13 protein-coding genes and 1 other annotated feature are annotated in these 18,630 nt (G+C 33.5%); of the genes, 1 reads left to right on the top strand and 12 read right to left on the bottom strand.

What is annotated here, in order from left to right:
* Positions 1-20: 20 nt before the first annotated feature.
* Positions 21-590 carry a nucleotidyltransferase family protein gene (locus tag ACUXEY_RS20015; RefSeq protein ID WP_461301432.1) on the top strand — a complete coding sequence of 190 codons (570 nt, stop codon included), beginning with the start codon at positions 21-23 and terminating at the stop codon, positions 588-590.
* Between the two features lie 42 nt (positions 591-632).
* Here ACUXEY_RS20015 and ACUXEY_RS20010 read toward each other — a convergent pair whose 3' ends face one another.
* The 12 genes from ACUXEY_RS20010 to essC all read right to left on the bottom strand — a co-directional run bounded on the left by ACUXEY_RS20010 (position 633) and on the right by essC (position 18,602).
* Positions 633-1,547 carry an alpha/beta fold hydrolase gene (locus tag ACUXEY_RS20010; RefSeq protein ID WP_461301431.1) on the bottom strand — a complete coding sequence of 305 codons (915 nt, stop codon included), beginning with the start codon at positions 1,545-1,547 and terminating at the stop codon, positions 633-635.
* Between the two features lie 37 nt (positions 1,548-1,584).
* Positions 1,585-2,925 carry a sodium-dependent transporter gene (locus tag ACUXEY_RS20005; protein ID WP_461301430.1) on the bottom strand — a complete coding sequence of 447 codons (1,341 nt, stop codon included), beginning with the start codon at positions 2,923-2,925 and terminating at the stop codon, positions 1,585-1,587.
* Between the two features lie 116 nt (positions 2,926-3,041).
* Positions 3,042-3,290 (bottom strand) — a binding site (T-box leader).
* A gap of 770 nt (positions 3,291-4,060) precedes the next feature.
* Positions 4,061-4,873 (bottom strand): Imm47 family immunity protein, encoded by an 813-nt coding sequence (gene imm47 / locus ACUXEY_RS20000; RefSeq protein ID WP_461301429.1) that lies wholly within the window; start codon positions 4,871-4,873, stop codon positions 4,061-4,063.
* Positions 4,874-5,411: 538 nt separating this feature from the next.
* Entirely contained in the window at positions 5,412-5,801 is a 390-nt protein-coding gene (locus ACUXEY_RS19995) for a hypothetical protein (RefSeq protein WP_061682591.1), read from the bottom strand.
* Between the two features lie 33 nt (positions 5,802-5,834).
* Complete coding sequence (locus ACUXEY_RS19990; protein WP_461301449.1) at positions 5,835-6,422, bottom strand: CdiA family toxin C-terminal domain-containing protein; 588 nt, start codon at positions 6,420-6,422, stop codon at positions 5,835-5,837.
* Between the two features lie 75 nt (positions 6,423-6,497).
* Entirely contained in the window at positions 6,498-7,157 is a 660-nt protein-coding gene (locus tag ACUXEY_RS19985; protein ID WP_461301428.1) for a WXG100 family type VII secretion target, read from the bottom strand.
* A gap of 113 nt (positions 7,158-7,270) precedes the next feature.
* Entirely contained in the window at positions 7,271-7,708 is a 438-nt protein-coding gene (locus tag ACUXEY_RS19980) for an SseB family protein (RefSeq protein WP_461301427.1), read from the bottom strand.
* A 69-nt stretch (positions 7,709-7,777) separates the two neighbouring features.
* Positions 7,778-8,533, bottom strand: coding sequence for a DUF975 family protein (locus ACUXEY_RS19975; RefSeq protein ID WP_461301426.1), 756 nt, complete (start codon positions 8,531-8,533; stop codon positions 7,778-7,780).
* A gap of 164 nt (positions 8,534-8,697) precedes the next feature.
* On the bottom strand, positions 8,698-11,412 hold the full coding sequence (locus ACUXEY_RS19970) for a hypothetical protein (protein ID WP_461301425.1): 2,715 nt from the start codon (positions 11,410-11,412) through the stop codon (positions 8,698-8,700).
* A 23-nt stretch (positions 11,413-11,435) separates the two neighbouring features.
* Complete coding sequence (locus tag ACUXEY_RS19965; protein WP_461301424.1) at positions 11,436-14,111, bottom strand: tetratricopeptide repeat protein; 2,676 nt, start codon at positions 14,109-14,111, stop codon at positions 11,436-11,438.
* An 83-nt stretch (positions 14,112-14,194) separates the two neighbouring features.
* Entirely contained in the window at positions 14,195-14,467 is a 273-nt protein-coding gene (locus tag ACUXEY_RS19960) for a WXG100 family type VII secretion target (RefSeq protein WP_000136048.1), read from the bottom strand.
* Positions 14,468-14,594: 127 nt separating this feature from the next.
* Complete coding sequence (gene essC / locus ACUXEY_RS19955; protein ID WP_461301423.1) at positions 14,595-18,602, bottom strand: type VII secretion protein EssC; 4,008 nt, start codon at positions 18,600-18,602, stop codon at positions 14,595-14,597.
* Positions 18,603-18,630: the final 28 nt, after the last annotated feature.

Here is an 18,630-nt window from a genome sequence, read left to right as displayed (position 1 = left end):
AAAAGTAGGTGGGATAACAAATGACAATACAAACAGAGCAAGATATAATTCGATTAATAGAAAACGATGAATGGATGATGGATGTATTACAAATGGCAAAATCACTAGAGTTACCTGATTGGTGGATTTGTGCCGGCTTTGTCCGCTCTAAAATTTGGGATACTTTACATAACTGTGAGGCTAGAACAGCTCTGCCTGATGTTGATGTAATTTATTATGATAGTCTACATAAAGATGAGATGTACGAACAATCATTAGAAAATAAATTAAAGAATATTGATGCTACGATTCCTTGGTCGGTAAAGAATCAAGCCCGTATGCATGTAGTGAGTAATATGCCACCGTATTCTTCTTCTGTTGATGCTATTTCTAAATTCCCTGAAACAGCAACGGCTTTAGGTGTTACATTAGACGAAAAAAACAAAGTTATATTAACAGCTCCGTGCGGCATTGAAGATGTTCTTTCCTTACAAGTGAGACCAACAGCTCATTTTCTGGAATCGAAAGAGCGTATACATATGTACAAGAACAGAGTTATTAAAAAGAATTGGCAAAGTAAGTGGCCCAACATCACAATCACATATCCATAAATTAAAAAAGGGTGCTTCTCATTTATAGAAGCACCCTTTTCTTCATTTCAAAAAATGTATGACTGTTTCTGCGGATCTATCTGCTTCCTCATAATGAGGTGAATGACCGCTCTCTTCAAATGCGATATACTTACCGTTTCGAGCTTCTTTATTAAACGTTTCAATTTGTTTTTCACAGGTTACTACATCATGTTTTCCTACAATTAATAACATTGGGTTTGTGATATCTTTTATTTTAGGTAATAATGAAGTATGGAATGCTCCTTCTAATTTTAATTTATCAAAATGAATCTTGGAGCGATTTGAAAATACTTCCCACTCTTCATCACTATATAAACTCTCGTCTGTCACATCTTCCTTATAATTGTAAATCTCCATTCTTTTTTCTTCTAGTTCATCACTTAGTCTTATATAAGCTTCTAACAACTCTTCTGAACTAGCATTGCTAGATGAATAAGCAAAGGACTCTTCTGCTACTTCTTCTTTTCCATACTTTTTTAATAAGTTCCCTGTCTTTTGTAACAAAGCTTTACTTGTTAACGCAAAATCGAAAGTTGGCCCTTCAAATATGATTTTCTCTATTGAACTTGGATATATCGACGCATATAGCAACGCTACATATCCACCGAAAGAATGTCCAATTACAGACCACTTCTTAATTTGTAATACTTTTTTTAGCTCCTCACAGTCTTCAATTAAATCATGTAATCCAAAAGCTTCGTCTTCAGTAATTTCTTCTGAGCGACATACACCTCTTTGATCTATCAAAATTACAAATAATGAATCTTTTAATCGTTCCGCTTGATGAAATGAAAAATCATAACAACTTTCTCCCGGTCCACCATGTAAGTATAGGACTGGTTTATTTTTAGGGTTTCCATGCGTTTCAACGTATAGCTTTTTGCCTCTAATATGCATGTATTTCCCTGCTTCTATCAAATTCGCCTTTATGATCATCACCTTCTTTTTTTACTGAATATTATAACATTTTATCTTAAATAATCCCTATTACATTTAAAAAGACGATGATAATTGCAAGCGGTGCTACAAATCGAAGTAAAAACGCCCAACAAGTAAATATTTTCTTTCCATAATTACCACCTACAAAAAACTCTGCTTCTAGTACCTTCTTCTCCATTTTGAATGAAACGAAAATACTAATAAATAGTGCTCCAAGCGGCATTAATATATTACTAGATAAGAAGTCTACTGCATCAAAAATATTCTTTCCAAAAATCGTAATATCACTCCATATTCCAAATGATAACGCTGATGGTATACCTACTAAGAAAATGCCGAAACCGATCATCCATGATAATTTCGTTCTCTTTTCTAGTTCACCATTTGCTAATGCTGAAACAACTGTCTCTAATAGTGAAAATGCTGATGTTAATGTCGCAAATGTAAATAGTGCAAGAAATACTGTTAAGAATAAACCACCGAATGGAATTTGACTAAATACTGATGGTAATACGATAAATAGTAATCCAGGCCCTTCTGTTGGCTCCATTCCTAATGAAAATACGGCCGGAAAAATAGCAAGACCTGCAAATAATGAAACAAATAAATTCAATCCAACAATTGTTATTGCTGATTTTGGTAAACTTTCTTTTTTATTTAAATAGGAACTATACGTGACCATAATCGAAATACCGATACTAATTGCAAAGAATGATTGGCCCATTGCGAACAAAATACTTTCTGAAGTAATCTTTGAGAAGTCTGGTTGTAAGAAAAACTTCACACCTTTTATTGCGTTATCAAGTGTTAGTGAGCGAACAATAAGAGCGACAAATAAAACGAACAATGCTGGCAACATATATTTACTTGCTTTTTCAATTCCGTTTTGTACACCCTTTGATACAACCCAAATCGTAATGAACATAAAAGCGAAATGTCCCATAATTGCCCAAGCGGGATTTCCAATTGTTTCAGTAAATAATGCTCCGTAATTTTGTCCCGGAGTAATAAGTTGTCCCGTTACTCCTCTGAATAAATAAATTAACACCCATCCACCTACAACACTATAAAACGAAAGTAGTATAAAACACGTTCCTACACCAAGACGTCCAATCCAGTGCCACCCTGTATTTGGTGCAATACTTTTAAATGCGCCAACTGCTTGCTTCTGTGTACTACGTCCAATCATAAATTCAGCTATAAGTAGCGGTAGTCCAATTAATACTGTAAATAATATAAAAATTAAAAAGAATGCTCCTCCCCCACTCTTGCCAGCGATATAAGGAAACTTCCATATTGCACCTAGCCCAATTGCTGATCCTGCTGCAGCCATTATAAACCCTAATTTCGAAGTCCACTGCTCCGTCTGTTTCATCTTATTTTCCTCCTAATTAAATCATTTTATACGAATAATCAAATTATATAGACCAATTCGAATATACCCTCCATTTCTATTCCTATAAAATAAAAAAATGGCCCAACGTCTCTATATAAAGAGACGCTAAGCCATTTGCTTAACGCGGTACCACTCTTATTGATTCCATTATGAATCCACCTTAGTAGTAATCGTTTGATTACAAACCTAATATCGAAGGTTAACCGTTAAGATTTACTAAGAATGTGATTCCGTTCCACCTTACTGCTCCTAGGCGAGTTCAGGATGTCATTTGGCTATGTCACACCAACCCATAGCTCTCTGTACAAATATACGACCTTACTACTCCTATTCAACACATTTAAATATTTAGAATATATTTTCTTTTGAAATTAATATGAAGTATATCGATTATATTTGTAACTGTCAAGGGTTATATTAAAATTTGTTGAGAAACCTTTTTTTATCCTTCGTCATCATCACCACTATCAGCAGTACCTTCTTCTGGATCACCGTTATCTTGTTGTTGCGATGACTCTTTTTGTTGAATAGTATTATCTACCGCTGTAGTTAACGTCACTTCACCTTTTATTATATGTATTTTTACATCAACCGTTAAAACGTACTTTACGATGACTTCAAAACATAATACAACCCTTTATTTTTTCCTCCACTATCGTCATATACTGTACATAGCCACTACAGTCTATAAAACAACAATAAAAATTTAACACTTAATGCACTTATAAAATTATAGTGCTCTTTTAAATTTCTACGCTAAAACACAAAAAAGCACTTGTTTCCTTTAATTGACAATCAAGTGCTTTAAGTTCATCTATTTTTAAGTAGCGTAAATTTGTAAGTTTTGTAGTAACAGTATGATACCTTTTGTATATCATGACAAATACTATATTAAAACTTACGAGTTTGTACGAGTTCGTTAGTTTCATGCCCACTCCATGTGTTTATATTCACCGCCATGTAAAATGCCATCTCGCCTAAGCTCGTACTTCTTTTCCTATTCTATCATTGCACATAATACTCTATGATAGTACAACCATCATGAGGTATATATTTTCAAACACCATATATTTTTCTATTTACTTCACATATACTTGTTTTTCATAGGTTATAGTTAAAGCTTATATCCGTAAAAATATTTTTGTCCCTTTTCCCAATTTTCACTTGAAAATTCGTTTATATAGTCAATAAAATCTTTATAATTACTTGCACTAATAATAGTGTTGTAATCCGCAGGTACTCTTTTACCAGTCCAAATTGATAATAAAGATGGTATTAATTCCATTTTTAATTGCTCATCATTATTTGCAGCAATCATAACCCGCTGAATCAATTTTTTAGCTAAGTGTCCAGGAAAAGCTAAATTCTGTTGAAAATAATAACTATTTGTATCCTTTTCTTGACAATACTTAAAATAAAAATTTCCAATTTCATCTATAGTTGCATCTTCACCAATTTGCTCTTCAAAATTAATAAAAGAATCAATAGAGTCTCTTATAATAGTAGCTGTATCACTGAATTCCTCCCACTCTTCAAGTAAAGCCAATAAATATGGAATTACCTCAAGAGAAAGTGAGGTTGTGGCTGCTGATGCAAAAGTGTCTACTGTTTCTTCAGTTACCTCACTAAGAAAACGGAGATTATTTGAATTTCTTAAGTCTTCATGTGTTGCGACAGATAAAAATACTCTAACACATAAATTCAGAACAGCTTCATCTTTAGTCTGATTCATTAATTGAACTAATAGTGGTTTTTGAGTAAAATCCCCCGTTTTCAATAATTCTATTAAGTTAAATAAAACTTCCGCTTCTGTTACAGATTTTAAAAGTCTTTCTTTTATTTCCGATTTAGCTAAAATTGTTTTTTCTCCAAACCATATACTATTCATAAGATTTCTCGTTTCTCCCATAAATACACCTACTTCCATTAAACTATCTCTTCCCATCTTCTCGTTGCCATTTCAGAACTTTATTTTGAAAAACAGTAACCTCAGTATGTTGTGGATTATTACCAAATACAATAATCCCCTTTTCATTCTCATGTATTTTTAGTACCTTAGCATTTTCTTTAACTAATTCTTTTTGAGCTTTTCCATTTCCTTTTTTAAATACAATATGATGCGCATGCGGATCAAATATATCTTTTGGAGGATCTCCTATATTCTTTTTTAAATAAGCTCCATAATCAATTTTGTCTACATCCTTAGTAACTTTACCCGTACCCTTATAGTTGTTATCTCACGCTAATTTTTAATTAGGTATTTTTTCAATACATTCAACAAAAGAGACCTCAAATATGAGGTCTCTTTTGTTGAGTCTTCTTCATCTATAACTTCCTCTTTACTTATTCAATATTAGACAATCTTCCTTATTGATATATAATAAATTCCTAATAAAAACGCATTCTTCAAAAAGTTCTTTTTCTGCCCTTCGAATCTTCGAATCTAGTAAAATGGCTATAAGATATTACAAATTTAAGCTACGCTTAACTTGTACTAATAAATCCATTAATCCATTTCTTTCTGGATTTTTTTCCACTTCTTTTTTCACATGTTCTTCCAAATAATTATAAAAAGTTTCAAAGTCCAAATACACTTGTTGTTCAGACTCCACAGCTGGAGAATCTAATTCAACTAACACATGCTTATCATCTAAAGGTGTAGGTAGCTGTGACATATCAAATTCATCTAAATCAGACTGAAAATGAACAAATACTATTTCTTGTCCAAACCCCTCTTTTTTCACAAAAAAACTCAAAGCTCTTTCCAAGTACTTACCGTTTATAAAGTTAAAATATATTGACATCAATTCATCATTTTTCTCTTCATCTTCAATAAATTCAAAATTACTATTCATTTTATCCTCCTATAAATATTGTATCTTATAATGTCAGTCTAGAATTGGAAAAAAGTTAGTTATCTCCCCAGTATCATTTAAATAACCTCTGAACTTCAATCCATTTGAAGCAGTACCTTCAACAAGCCTACCATTTATTGTTCCCTTTTGCATTGCTTCTTTTCCCCACTGATATATCTTATCATCACTAATCATTGCTGGATCGTATATTGTTTTAGGCTCCTTAATATTTTTATACGAAACAGGTTCTGCAATATTTCCAGCCATATCTTTTCTAGGTATTTTGTATTCTATCTCATAAATCCCTTCAATTGAAGAATGTGATTTTTTAGATATAATTAAGTCTTCTACATCAACACCCTGATTTTTCAAAGCATTGTAAAATTCATCCATGTTATGTCCACCACTAACCCCTTTTTTAGTGCTTATATTCTCAACATTTTTTAGATGATTTTTAGCATTATCTCCAAATTTAAAGTTATTAGCTCCACCCGTACCCTTAACAACCTTACTCTCCATATACTGATAAGCCTCTTTCAGAGAATACTGTCCTCCTGAGACCTTTCCTACTCCAGCCATGGCAAAGCCTTTTCCCTCGCCTGGGATCCATTTGTATTCCAGTAATGTTTTTACTGCGTGCTGGATCTTTTCATTCCCCTGCAAGAAAGTTGTTTTTACGGTTGTGGCACCTTTGTTCTATAGACTTCCGATTTTGTCGGCAAATCCTTTTGCTGTCGAGGCTACAAAGTTTACACCTTCTGTTACTTTGTGGCTGGCTGTCTTTATGCCATCAACAGCTACTTTGCCAGCTTTTCCGGCTACCATTGTTACGCCTTCGCCTAGTCTTTTTCCTGCTTTTACAATCGTCTTGCCAAAGCTAGAAGCGACATACTTTATTCCTTTTCCAGCAAGACTTGCCACTTTTCCAACAGGAACAAAGTTTAGGAGTGTCCATCCTGCGGCGATGAGTCTTTCTTTTGATGATAATTCTTTTCCTGTAATAGGGTCTTTACCGGTAACTGCACGAATTGCATCATTTACTCCAATGAATTCAGCTGCTCCTTCTACTCCCTTTTCCCACCATGATTTTTCATGTTTCTTTTCTTTTTTATGGGTTTCTTTCAATTTTTCATTTTGTTTCTTTTGATATTCTTCATCTGCTTGACGAAACTTTTGAGCGATACGCCGTAATTCTTTTTCTGTAACTTGTAAGTTACGTATGTAAGATTCCATGAGTCTCATTGATCTCATATATTCCCCATAAAAATGCTGACTCGTTGCTCCTTGCCATTGCATTTGAATACTAAACATAGATTGATTGAGATTTTGTTGTATGTTCTGGCTGTGTGTTTGCATCTCTGATATGTTTTTGGCAATTTGTTCGAGTTATTCAGGTTTGACCTTAATTTCCAAACCTTCTCCCACCTTCCTCTATTTTATACCAAAAATGAATAGAACTGCATCAAATTTTACTTATCCTCTTTAGAAAAAACATCAAAAATACTATTATCACAAATCGCTTCAATTTCTTCCTTTACAAATAATTTTTGAAATTTTGTTCCTGGATTTAATATTACATTTGCCTCTAAATCTATCGTCTTTAATAATTCAACTGCATTCATAGAGACGTATGGACATTCTTCTGGAATAACCATTTCTAAATGTTTCAAATCAGAATACAGTGGTAACATTAATCCTTCTTCCATTTCAAAATAATGAATTTGCAATTGTGTATTTTCAGTTGAAATCAAATTCCCTTCTTCATCTACAGTTGTATCTCCCTCTACAGAAGCAACAACGTACAAATTTGATTTCTGTAATATCTCATAAAAATGAACTCTTTTTTCTTCATTCTGTAAAGCTTCCACTAACGCCTCATCTAATGGACAAATTTCTAGTAAATTCATTGAACTTCACTCCTTATGTGAAATAAATTCGCCATCTTACTTAAAGTAAGATGGCGAATGTTAAATCCGTTATTTTTGAATATTGATAACTGGTACTTCATTTGTATTATTAGTTCTACTTACTAGATTTAGGTAGAAATGTGATACTGTAGTAGTATAATATGGCGTAATCCAAAGATATGGAAGATTTAGTGTAAATATTCCCACCAATGAACCTAAAATAAACCAACCAATGAAACTTAACCAAGTGATAAATAAATCTAACTTATGTCCTTTCATCATCATTTTACTTTTTTTAATTGCTTCACTTGCTGTACATTCTGGATCCTCTAACATAATGTAGTAAGCCATAGAATAAGAGAAAAATTTAATAATACCTGGAACAATGAACAAAAGACTCCATAAGCTAATAAATATTGTTTGTAAGATACCTAATTTCATAGCTCTAAATATATTATTTGAATTGAAACCAGCAAATAGATCACCTATTGTGGTAGATTCATTTTTCGCTAAACGTAATGTGATTGTATAATAGCCGTAACTCATAACACTTTGTACAACAATATAAAGAATAAAAATAATAGCCCATACAATAATTTGAGATAAAATCAATCCAAAATTAATTTGAGGTTCGCCATATGAATAATATACAAAGTTCTCAGGTCCTATAATATCTATAAACAAACCAAAAATTAGAAATACTACTATACCAATGATATACATACTTGCTACGGGGATGAGATAATTAAGAAACGTTGAACCTCCCCCTAATCCCCATCGGCCTTTCAATGAGGCTAATGCTTCCCTTTTTAAATTGCTAATCATCTTTTTTCCACCTTTCAAATTCTGTATTATGCATAGTGTGGCTTTAATGAATAATTAATGAGTTTAGTAAAATTCAAATTTCTACTAAACTCATTAATATTTACTCCTTATGCGAAATAATTTCGCCATCTTACGTAAAGTAAGATGGCGAATGTTAAATCTAATTATTTTTTAACGTTCATAGATTTAATTTTTTCTACATTCTCTTTTGCTTGTTTCGTTATTTCTCCATTAATAGCATTTGCATATTTATCACGAGTTAAAAATTCAAAACATTTATACGCATTATTCGTATCAGTTGCAGACATATATCCTGCACCTTTATTAAACATTTTTAGAGCTACCGTATTCATCCATTCTTTTGCATCTGCTTCTGGATATCCTAGTTCCATAGAACGATAAGTTAATTCAATTGCTGAAGCTAAATCTTCAATCGTATCTTTATTTCCGCTTACCTTTGCAGCTTCAAATGTACTCAAATACTCAATTGCCGCTTTTACCTCATCTTTAATTCCTAATTCTTCAATACCTGGTGTTTTATATAAAATTTGATAGTTGTTTAACGCTGATTTATATTGCGTTTTCTCTAACTGTTTTGCTTCTTTAATTACTAGACTAGCAACATTAGAAAATCCTGTTTTGTCAACAACACCTCGAGAAGCTGCTTGACCATAATAATGTAAAGCATTATAAAGGCTCGTTTGTCCTTCTTTATTTGCTTCATCACCTGCTAATTGCACAAGTTGAATTCCCTCCATTTTTTTGGATGCATTATCAATCATATTCATACCGCTTATTTGGCCAATCGTTTTATCAATATCCTTTAACTGTGCAAGTAATGTGTATGATGGTAATAAGTTTTTACTTACTTCACTTTGCCATCCTGTCGTTCCATTCATTTTATTCCATTCATTTTCTGTATCTGTCCATAATTTATTCGCATAATTAACCATTTCTTCTCTTGAACGTTCCAATGGGTGCTTTGTACGAATTGCATTTGCAATATTTAATACTGCTGTATAATATTCTCCATTATTTGCAGCATCGTTTGCTTTTCTTTCAAACATTAGCGGCATTAATAACTTATGAGATTCATCTTGAACGGATTTTTCTACTCTTGTCGTATTTGCTAATAAATTCGCTTTATTTATAGCATCTTCGACTTTGAAATTAGAATCTTTAATTTGTCCACGAAGTCCCTCTACAGCCGCACTAAATTGCTGTTCTAATTTTTCTTTTCGTTCTCCTGTTGCACCGTCAATATACTTATTTGCTAATAGTAAAGCATTTTCATATTGTGGATTCGTTGGATTTAAATATGTTTCTATTTGATCGATTTCTTGACTAAATGGTTCAGATTTTACTTGTGCTTTTTGAGTACTTGAATCGATATTATTTGTTTTCTCGTTATTTTTGGTACCTTCAGTCTTAGCATCTTTTTGGTTTTTCTCAGTTGTTGTACTTGTTGCCTCATTTTCTTCTGTAACTGCTTTTCCTTCATTACTGCTAGTATTTTCTTTTACAGGGCTTGCTTTTTCTTGTATCTCAGTTGCAGACTGCACTACTGTTGTTTGGATATTAAGGTTCTGTAATTCTTCTTGTAATAGCTTGTTGAAAATATCTTCTACACCTTGATTCGCTTTTTCTACTAATGTAGGATCTACGCTTTCAAGTACTGATGTAACTAAATAAAATTTACTTAATGCTTGTTCTAAAGATGCTACATCCCCTGTATTTGACCACTCTCTTTTTTCTTCTATTGCTGTTTGATAAACTTTTTCTGCTACAGATTTAATATAATCTTTCTTATTTTCACTTAAATATCTTTGTAATTCTTCTTGTGTAGTAACCGATTCATTTAATACATTCATTTGATTACGTAAATAGAATAGTGCTCTCTCATTTGAATATTCACCACTTGTAAGAATTTGTTCTACATTATCTAATGCTAACTTATGTTCAGCTATCGATTTTGATTTTGATGGTGTATTCAATTGGCTAACGAGCGTCCAGTCTTCTTTTTTGCTATAGTAGTTTGTTAAATTATTTAATGCATTTTCATCCAGTTCTTTTTGACTCGTATAAAAATCATTAAAGAAAACAGATGAGTAGTATTTTCCATTTCCTGCGTACCACTCAACTAAAATATCACCTGTTTTTGGTGATACTGTAATTGTTGGGTGTGTTGGTTCTGGATCCGGTTTTGGTTCTGGTTTTGGTTCCGGTTTTGGTTCTGGTTCTGGTTCTGGCTTTGGTTCTGGTTTTGGTTCTGGATCCGGTTTTGGTTCTGGTTTTTCTGTTCCAGTTCCTTCTGTTTCAGTTCCTCCTTTTCCAGTCCCCTCTGTTCCAGTTCCTCCTGTTTCAGTTCCTTCTGTTCCAGTTCCTCCTGTTCCGGTATTAGTTTTTGGCGGTTCTACAGTAGATGTAGGTAATTGAGCATTATCATTATTTTTACTTGGTTCTGCCACAGGTCCAACCATATTAGTTGGTAAATCTAGTTTTTGTGGAGTTGGTGCATCTGATAATTTAATCTGCGGATCTTTCTTTTCCACCGATACTTCATCTGGTTTATATGTTACTGGCGTAATTGGTGATTTATTATTCCCAATTAAGTCTGCTAAATTAATAGTTGGTTTTTCGCCGGGTTTTTCATCTTTTTTTGCAGGATCAGCGACTAAATTCGGGAACATAGACTGTAAATCGCCCCCTGTAATACGATCATCTTTTTTCTCTTCTGTATTACTTGCTAGTTTTACTTGTTCTTTTCCTACTGTCTTAAAGCCTTTGTCATACACAAGATATCCTGACGTCCCAAATAAAGCTACTGACATTACTGATATAGCGACTTTTTTCCCTAAGTTATTATTGTTTTCCTCCATGTCCTTTTCCCCTTTTCCTATCTTTATTGAATCCAACCGTTTGTTTTCATTTCTGTTAGTTTTTCTTGCGCAGCTTTCACTTCGGATTCATTTTCATTTGCTTGCACTGTTTTTCTTAAGAAACGACTTGCTTCCTCGTATTTTTTCTGTTTAATTTTAAACATCCCGAATGCAAAATTCACATGTGGATTTTCATCGTTTTGTGAGTATGCTTCTGTGAAAAGCTTCTCTGCTTCATTCCCTTGTCCCACTTTATCGTATAAAATCCCTATATTTACAAGCGTATTTATGTCGCGTGTTCCACTGCTGACAACTCTATTGTAAGCTTCTAACGCTTGCTGATATGCAGCAGTACTCTTTGCACCATCTCGCGTTTCATAAAATTGACCCGCTTCGTAATACACAATTCCTAGTTGATTTAACAACTCAATATTTTTCATATCTTTTTGAATCGCTACTTGTAAAATGTGAGATGCTTGTTGATAATTCATTTCTTTCTTTGCACTATCAATTAGATTTGTTTTATTCCAAAGCACATATAAATTTGAAAGTTCAATTGTATATATGGCATTCTTTGAATCTTGCATAATAGCTTCTTTAAAGAAAGATTCTGCTTTGTCTAACTGTACCGTTGCGGTTGATAATTGACCTTTTAAATAAGAAACAATTGCCTTATCCTCATTTGTCTTCGTGCTCATTTTGACAATAACATCTTCCGCTTTTTCAAATTCTTTCATTTTCATATGACTTACAGCTAAATCTCGCATCGCATCTTTTTTGTATGGTTCAATTCCTTTTGCATTATTCGCTAGCGCTTGTTCAAAATTTTGCACTGCTTCTTGATATTTTCCAATTCGGAAATTCGCTGAAGCTAATAGATAAGCAGCTTCATTATTTTCTTTATCGATTTCTCTATCTTTTATTAGTTTTGTAATATAATCGATTGCAATTTTATTTTTTCCTTCAGCAACGTAAATCGTTGCTAATTGGAGATAAGCCTCGTCTTTACCCTTCACAGCAATTGCATGTCCAACAGCTTCTTCAGCTTTTGTATATTTTTTATCATCATAAGCTTGTCGTGCTTGTTCCATAAACTTTTGATATTTAGCGTTTGTTGTGTAGAAATAAAATAACGTTGAACCACCTATAACAACCACTACAGTTGAACCAATAATCAAAATTCGCTTTTTATTCTTTTTCCACCATGTAGAAAAAGCCGACGGTTCGCTTTGTTCATGCGTTATTGTGAGTGGTTGATTTGATGCTTTTGCATTTAAAATTTCATCATCCACATCATATTCCACTTGTTTTTTCGTTTGTTTTCGGCTCTGCAGAATGCTATTTGGCACTGTAATTGTAGCTGCTACTTCTTGCTGCGACTGTGTTCCTTGCTCTTCTTTTATCTCTTCAATAATGCTTTCAATTTCCTGTTTTAACGCCTGGTCAATGTTTGGAAATTGTACGATTCGTGAATAGACGAAACAAGCAAATGCTGCATTGTTTTCTCGTTCCAATTCAGTAGCTAATTCCAAATAATGTTGTAGGACCATTTTATTATTTATTTCAGGCTCTTGACTCTCCATAGTTTGAATGATATATGCGAGTTCTTTTTGTAGAGCTTTTGATGGATTGAGTGAATTGAAAATTATTTTATACTCATATAATGCCGCTTGTTTAAATCCTCTCTCTTCTAATAATCTTGCAATTTCCAAACATTTTGATACAAAAAGAGAGTGTTCTTCTGCTGACTGCCTTTCCGCATCAATTTTTATTCTTTCTCTCGCGCTATTAAATACATTGTACCACTGTGCAAAGCTTGGGCATTCTGCGAAAGATTTACTGCTCCATGCCTGCTTAAATAATTTTGCAATTTCCCCGTTCCATTCATCATGTAATACTTGCTGAAGTAACGTATACCTTTCACATTCTGTCTGCATTTCTTCCGTTTTAAAGTAACTTGCATCCGTCCATTTTTTATTTCGAACTTCTTCACTACACCAACTTAATATTTCTCCCAATAAAATAGCACCAGCAAATCGATCGGCTTCTTTTTGCCATACTCCACTTTTTAAATACATCGGTGCGTAACCCGCTGAACCTGCTGGCAATAACGAAGGTCTTTTCGTTTTTGGGCCATACATTTGCTCAACATCAACAAGTTCGATATAGTGTTGACCTTTAATTGGATTTTCACTTAAGAAAGGTACAAGTATGTTGCTAGACGATAAATCATTATGAGCAACTTCATTTTCTTCCATCATTTTAAGTGTTGTAAGAAATGCTTCTGCAATAAAGAAACATTGTTCTTTTGATAACATTCGTTGCTCTTGTAAAATATCAGCCCAAGTTGGACCTTCAATCCAAGGCATTACAATACTGTTAGCAAGATCTTCTGATTTTTCGATAGCAGATATATGTTCTTCTTTAGTAACAATATAGCGTGAACATACTTTAAGACCCGCTAAGGAAGAAAGTGGTTTCAAAAATGCTAGTTGATGTTTTTCCTCGCGATAGCGTTCCTTAAAGACTTTTAATGCAATTCGTTCCATACCATTTTCATGTTGTAGTTGATAGACTGTTCCTTGTCTACCTTCTTGCCCATATGGCATTTCAATCCCAACTACTGCTGGATGTTTCTCAAACCGATAAACATCTTTATTAAGACTAATTTCTTCTCCTACTTCCGGTCGGAATCCCATTTTATCCCCTTACTCTCATATGACAATTTTTCATATAAAAGACCAGGAACAATAGCTCCTGGTCTTTTGCAATTGTTCTATTCTTAGTATGTGTTATCTGTACTACGGAATTTCTCAGCAATACGTTTTAGGTCTCTCGAAATTCCTTCTAAAATAGGAATGTATTGTTGCATTTTTTGTTTAGAATTTTCAAATTCTCCTCTGAATTTTGCTTGTGTTGACCCAGCCCATTGTCCATCTAAACTTTTAATATCGCCTTCAAGTCTATTAACTTGACTTTGTGCTTCCGCAGCTGCGTTATTAAAGTTATTAGAAATTCTTTCAAGGTCTTCTGGTCTAATTTTAATTTCTGTCATTGTATTAATTTCCCCTTTCAAATCATAAATGATACAACAATTAGATTATAAACTATATTCATACAATTTTAAAAGAGTTAAATTACAAAAAAATTCTATTTTATAGTAATTTAACCCTATTTTAATATTATTTCACTTTTAATTCAGACCATTTCACACTAATTTTGTCTGTCATCGTGCGAAGTAAATGTAATGGTGTATATGCACATTTTATTTTTATTGGCTTTCTACGTATGCAATATCCATCCCCACTTAATAATTCTTGATCGATTTCAGCATGTGGAAGTTTCATATTAAAGAAATATACATCGTTATTGTGGGTCGTTCCTAATAAATAACCTATACTTCTCTTTCTAATTTCTCCAAACCATTTTTCATGTGAAAAGCTATTTACACTAGATGTTGTAGCCGCCGTTAAAAAATGAACCCCTTTATTTTTACAATTTTGAACTATTAGTTCCATTTTATTTTTCGCCTCATAATCAGTTGATAATACCGTTAACATTTGATCAATATCATCAATTGCAATGATTATTTTCTTATATGGAAACTCCACTGTTACCTTTGGATCTATAGAAGGTACTACTGCTTCTCTATTATTTATTAGCTCTAACAATTCATCTAACATTTCTTTTAATTGCATATCATCTGTAACTCTCTTCTTCACATGAGGTAAATCTCCAAGAGCTAATATGCCAGTAGGTCTTTCACCAAGGTCTACTAAGTATAGCTCAACCTTTTCTGGAGAGTATTGGTATGTAGTAGTGAAAAGAAGTGTTTGTAATAATGATGTTTTCCCGCCTTCTATTCTTCCACCAATAAATATATGATTCATTTCGTCCAATGAAAAATTTTGCAAACGGATATCGTCTGTTTCAACTCCTGCAGAAATTTGAGTTGGTTCTAATTGCTCAACTATATCTTCTACAAATATTTCTTTAGGAACCATTGGAATCTCTTTTGCTTTTTCACCATTCCATTCACTGCCCATTTTTTGAATAATCGTTTTTAATTGCTGTGAGTATTCTAATTCACTTTCACCTATAAACGGCAGTGCTGCTTGGAACAATTCAGGTGGTTGTCCTTTCATTAACCCACGGCCAATAGGAACTTCAATTAACGGGAAATTCGGTTTACCAACTAAACTAGGATATTCAGCTCTATCTTGCAATTCAAATGTAATTGCCATCGGTATATTATTACGAACACGATCAAACATATCAATTGTTTGATTAAGTGAGAAATAGAAGTACACGCCATATGTGCTTGATTCGCGTAATAACATTTCTAATACTTCATTCTCTTTTTCGAATTCATTTTTAAATCTTATATAACCATCTACCATTACAACGATAGCAGGAATTTTCTTTCCAACCATTCGATTATACATAGAGAATGACTTTGCACCGATATTAGAAAAACGCTCTTTTCTATACGTGATTTCCTTCTTTAAAAATCCGAATAGACGTTTCATTTTTTCATTTTCGTCCTCTTGTACAACCCCGCCTACATGAGGTAAATCTCTAAAATCTAAGAACATACGACCAAAATCAATAATATAAAAATTCACTTCTTCTGGTGTATGAGATACTGCTAGAGACATAATAATTGTTTGTAACATCGTTGTTTTTCCTGTTCCTGGCATACCATAAATATTTAAGTGTCCTTCTTGTAAATCTAACTTCAGCGGAAATTGCGCTTGATTTGCAACATCATCAATTAATCCTACTGTTACTTGTAAATATTCTTTTGATTTATTCCACTCAGCAATTGTCCAATCTTCCATAGCATAAAATTCTTTTAACAATAATTTTTCTGGTAATGGGTCCAGCCAAGGTCCTGGTAATGCTTTAATATTTTCTTTTTCTGATACGCTCTGTACATATTGAATAAAAGCTTGTAGTTGTTTTGGACTATTTGTCATTGGTTTTGGACGCTTTTTCACTTTTATTCTTTCACCCGAGAGCTTAACTTCTGTAAAATCAACTATATCAAGAACTTTCTCTTCATTTGGATTATACGGTGCTCCGCTCCATGCTGATTGGAATAATTCCAATACTTCATTGCTACCAACTTGGAGATACCCTCGTCCTGGTACATTGATTTTTGATGCATCTGGAATCTTTAACATTTCACGACTATCCGCATCATCTTGTACACGTAAACAAATTCGAAAACGCGAGTTACTCCAAATCTTGTCATTTACAACCCCTGAAGGTTTTTGAGTTGCTAATAATAAGTGAACTCCTAACGTCCTTCCTATTGCAGCGACACTAATTAGCTCGTCCATAAATTCTGGTTGTTCCTTTTTCATTTGAGCAAACTCATCAATAACAATAAATAAATGTGGTAAAGGTTCTTTTTCGCGCCAGCTTGTTTCATAATATTCATCTAAATGCTGGACATTTCCAGCCTGAATGAATAATTTTTGTCTACGCTCTAATTCTGCCTTTAATGAAATTCTGGCACGCTCAATTAAGTTTGGATCTTCTAAGTTCGTAATAGATGCAATAATATGCGGTAATCCCGCAAATGTGTTTGACATTCCACCACCTTTATAGTCGATAAGCATAAATGCCATCTCATGAGGATGATAGGTTGCCGCTAACGCCGCTATTATAGACTGAATTACTTCACTTTTTCCTGATCCAGTTGTACCAGCCATTAGACCGTGCGGACCATGCCCTTTTTTCTCTATTTTATCGTGAATATTTAGAAAAACAGGTTTACTTCCTTCTCTTACACCAATTGGAACCGGCAATGAAGTCGGGTATCGATTTTCTTTCCATCTCTCTAGCACTTGTAATTCTTCCATGTTTTTAGCTTGAAACAAGTCTAAAAATGTTAATACTTTCGGAATGTTGGCTGCTGTTGAACTTTTCATTCGAATTGGAGCAATACTTCGCGCTCCTAATTCACATCGTTCGAATGAAAGTCGATCTACTTTAAAACTAGCACGCGTTGTTCCACTATTCTCAGCTGAACTTGAAAACGTTTCTACTAATTCACCATTTTCTCCATTTAAGCTTATTACAAGATCACATTCCATCGGTAAACGTTCCCTCTGTTCCGCAAAAATAAATGTAGAAGCTCCTACACTTTCACCTTCTCTAAGTAGCATGGGAATTAAAGGGTCATCCTCTAATAATTCTCTCGCTGATAAGAAAAAGACATACATCGGAATTAAAGGAACTTTGGCATCCGCTTGCGCAGAGGAATTATAGATTCTACGCATGTTAAGTGGGGTAAATAATACTTCAGCTAGTTTCTGTGCATCTTGTTGATTTTCAGATAAAAAGCGCATACTTCTCTGTTCATCCCATACGTGAGGAAGCCACCTCATCCAATCCCACTGCTTTTTCTCTTTCTCATGATAAAATGCTGCTATTTTCACTTCATTTGGTGCATGATGCGTCATAATTTGCGTCGTTACAATTCGAATAAAGTTTAGTCTATCTTCTTTATTTCCAACTACACCAATTACATCGTTTTTTTTCAAAGAAATAGAAATGTGTCCATTTGGTATCGTATTGAAATCTCTTTTCACATTTTGTGCTTCTGTAACTAATGGATTTTCTTCATAACCTTTCTGCTCAGGCACCTTCAATTCTACAAGGAATGGTCTTTCTCCAGTTCCAATACGAATATCTAAAAAGTCCGGACTTTCAGGTGTACGCTCCCATAAATTACTTTCCCGATTTTCAATTCTTTGTACACTTTTTAATGGGCTTGGATTTTGTGTAATTAAATATTTTGCTTGTTCAACCTTTAACGTATCTAATTCCACTCGATGCTTTTGAATTTGCTCTAAGTATCTTGTTTGTAATTGTTCAACCATTTGACGATGTTCTTTCTTTTTACGGAAATGTCCCATCGTTGTAAATAGATATGACCCCAACATCGGAATACTTGAAACCATCATTAATGGCATATAACTTGCATTCATCTTCATAAATTTCATCATTACAAAATATAATACCAATGTTAAAACCGTCATCATTGCAGGCAGTAACATTGTTTCAATTGAAAACTTCGGCTCCTCCGGTATATTCGGTGGATCATGAATAATAACATCCCCTGTCGGTATATCTACTTTCACACGCGGAGAGCGTTGAAAATACGGTGATTTTTGCACAAAACATTTCTCCTTCCCCATCCAAAAA

It is taken from the genome of Bacillus sp. F9_6S_D1_P_5 (genome assembly GCF_054823925.1).
The sequence above is the reverse complement of the archived record's forward strand: the minus strand, read 5'-3'. Positions and strand labels throughout refer to the sequence as shown.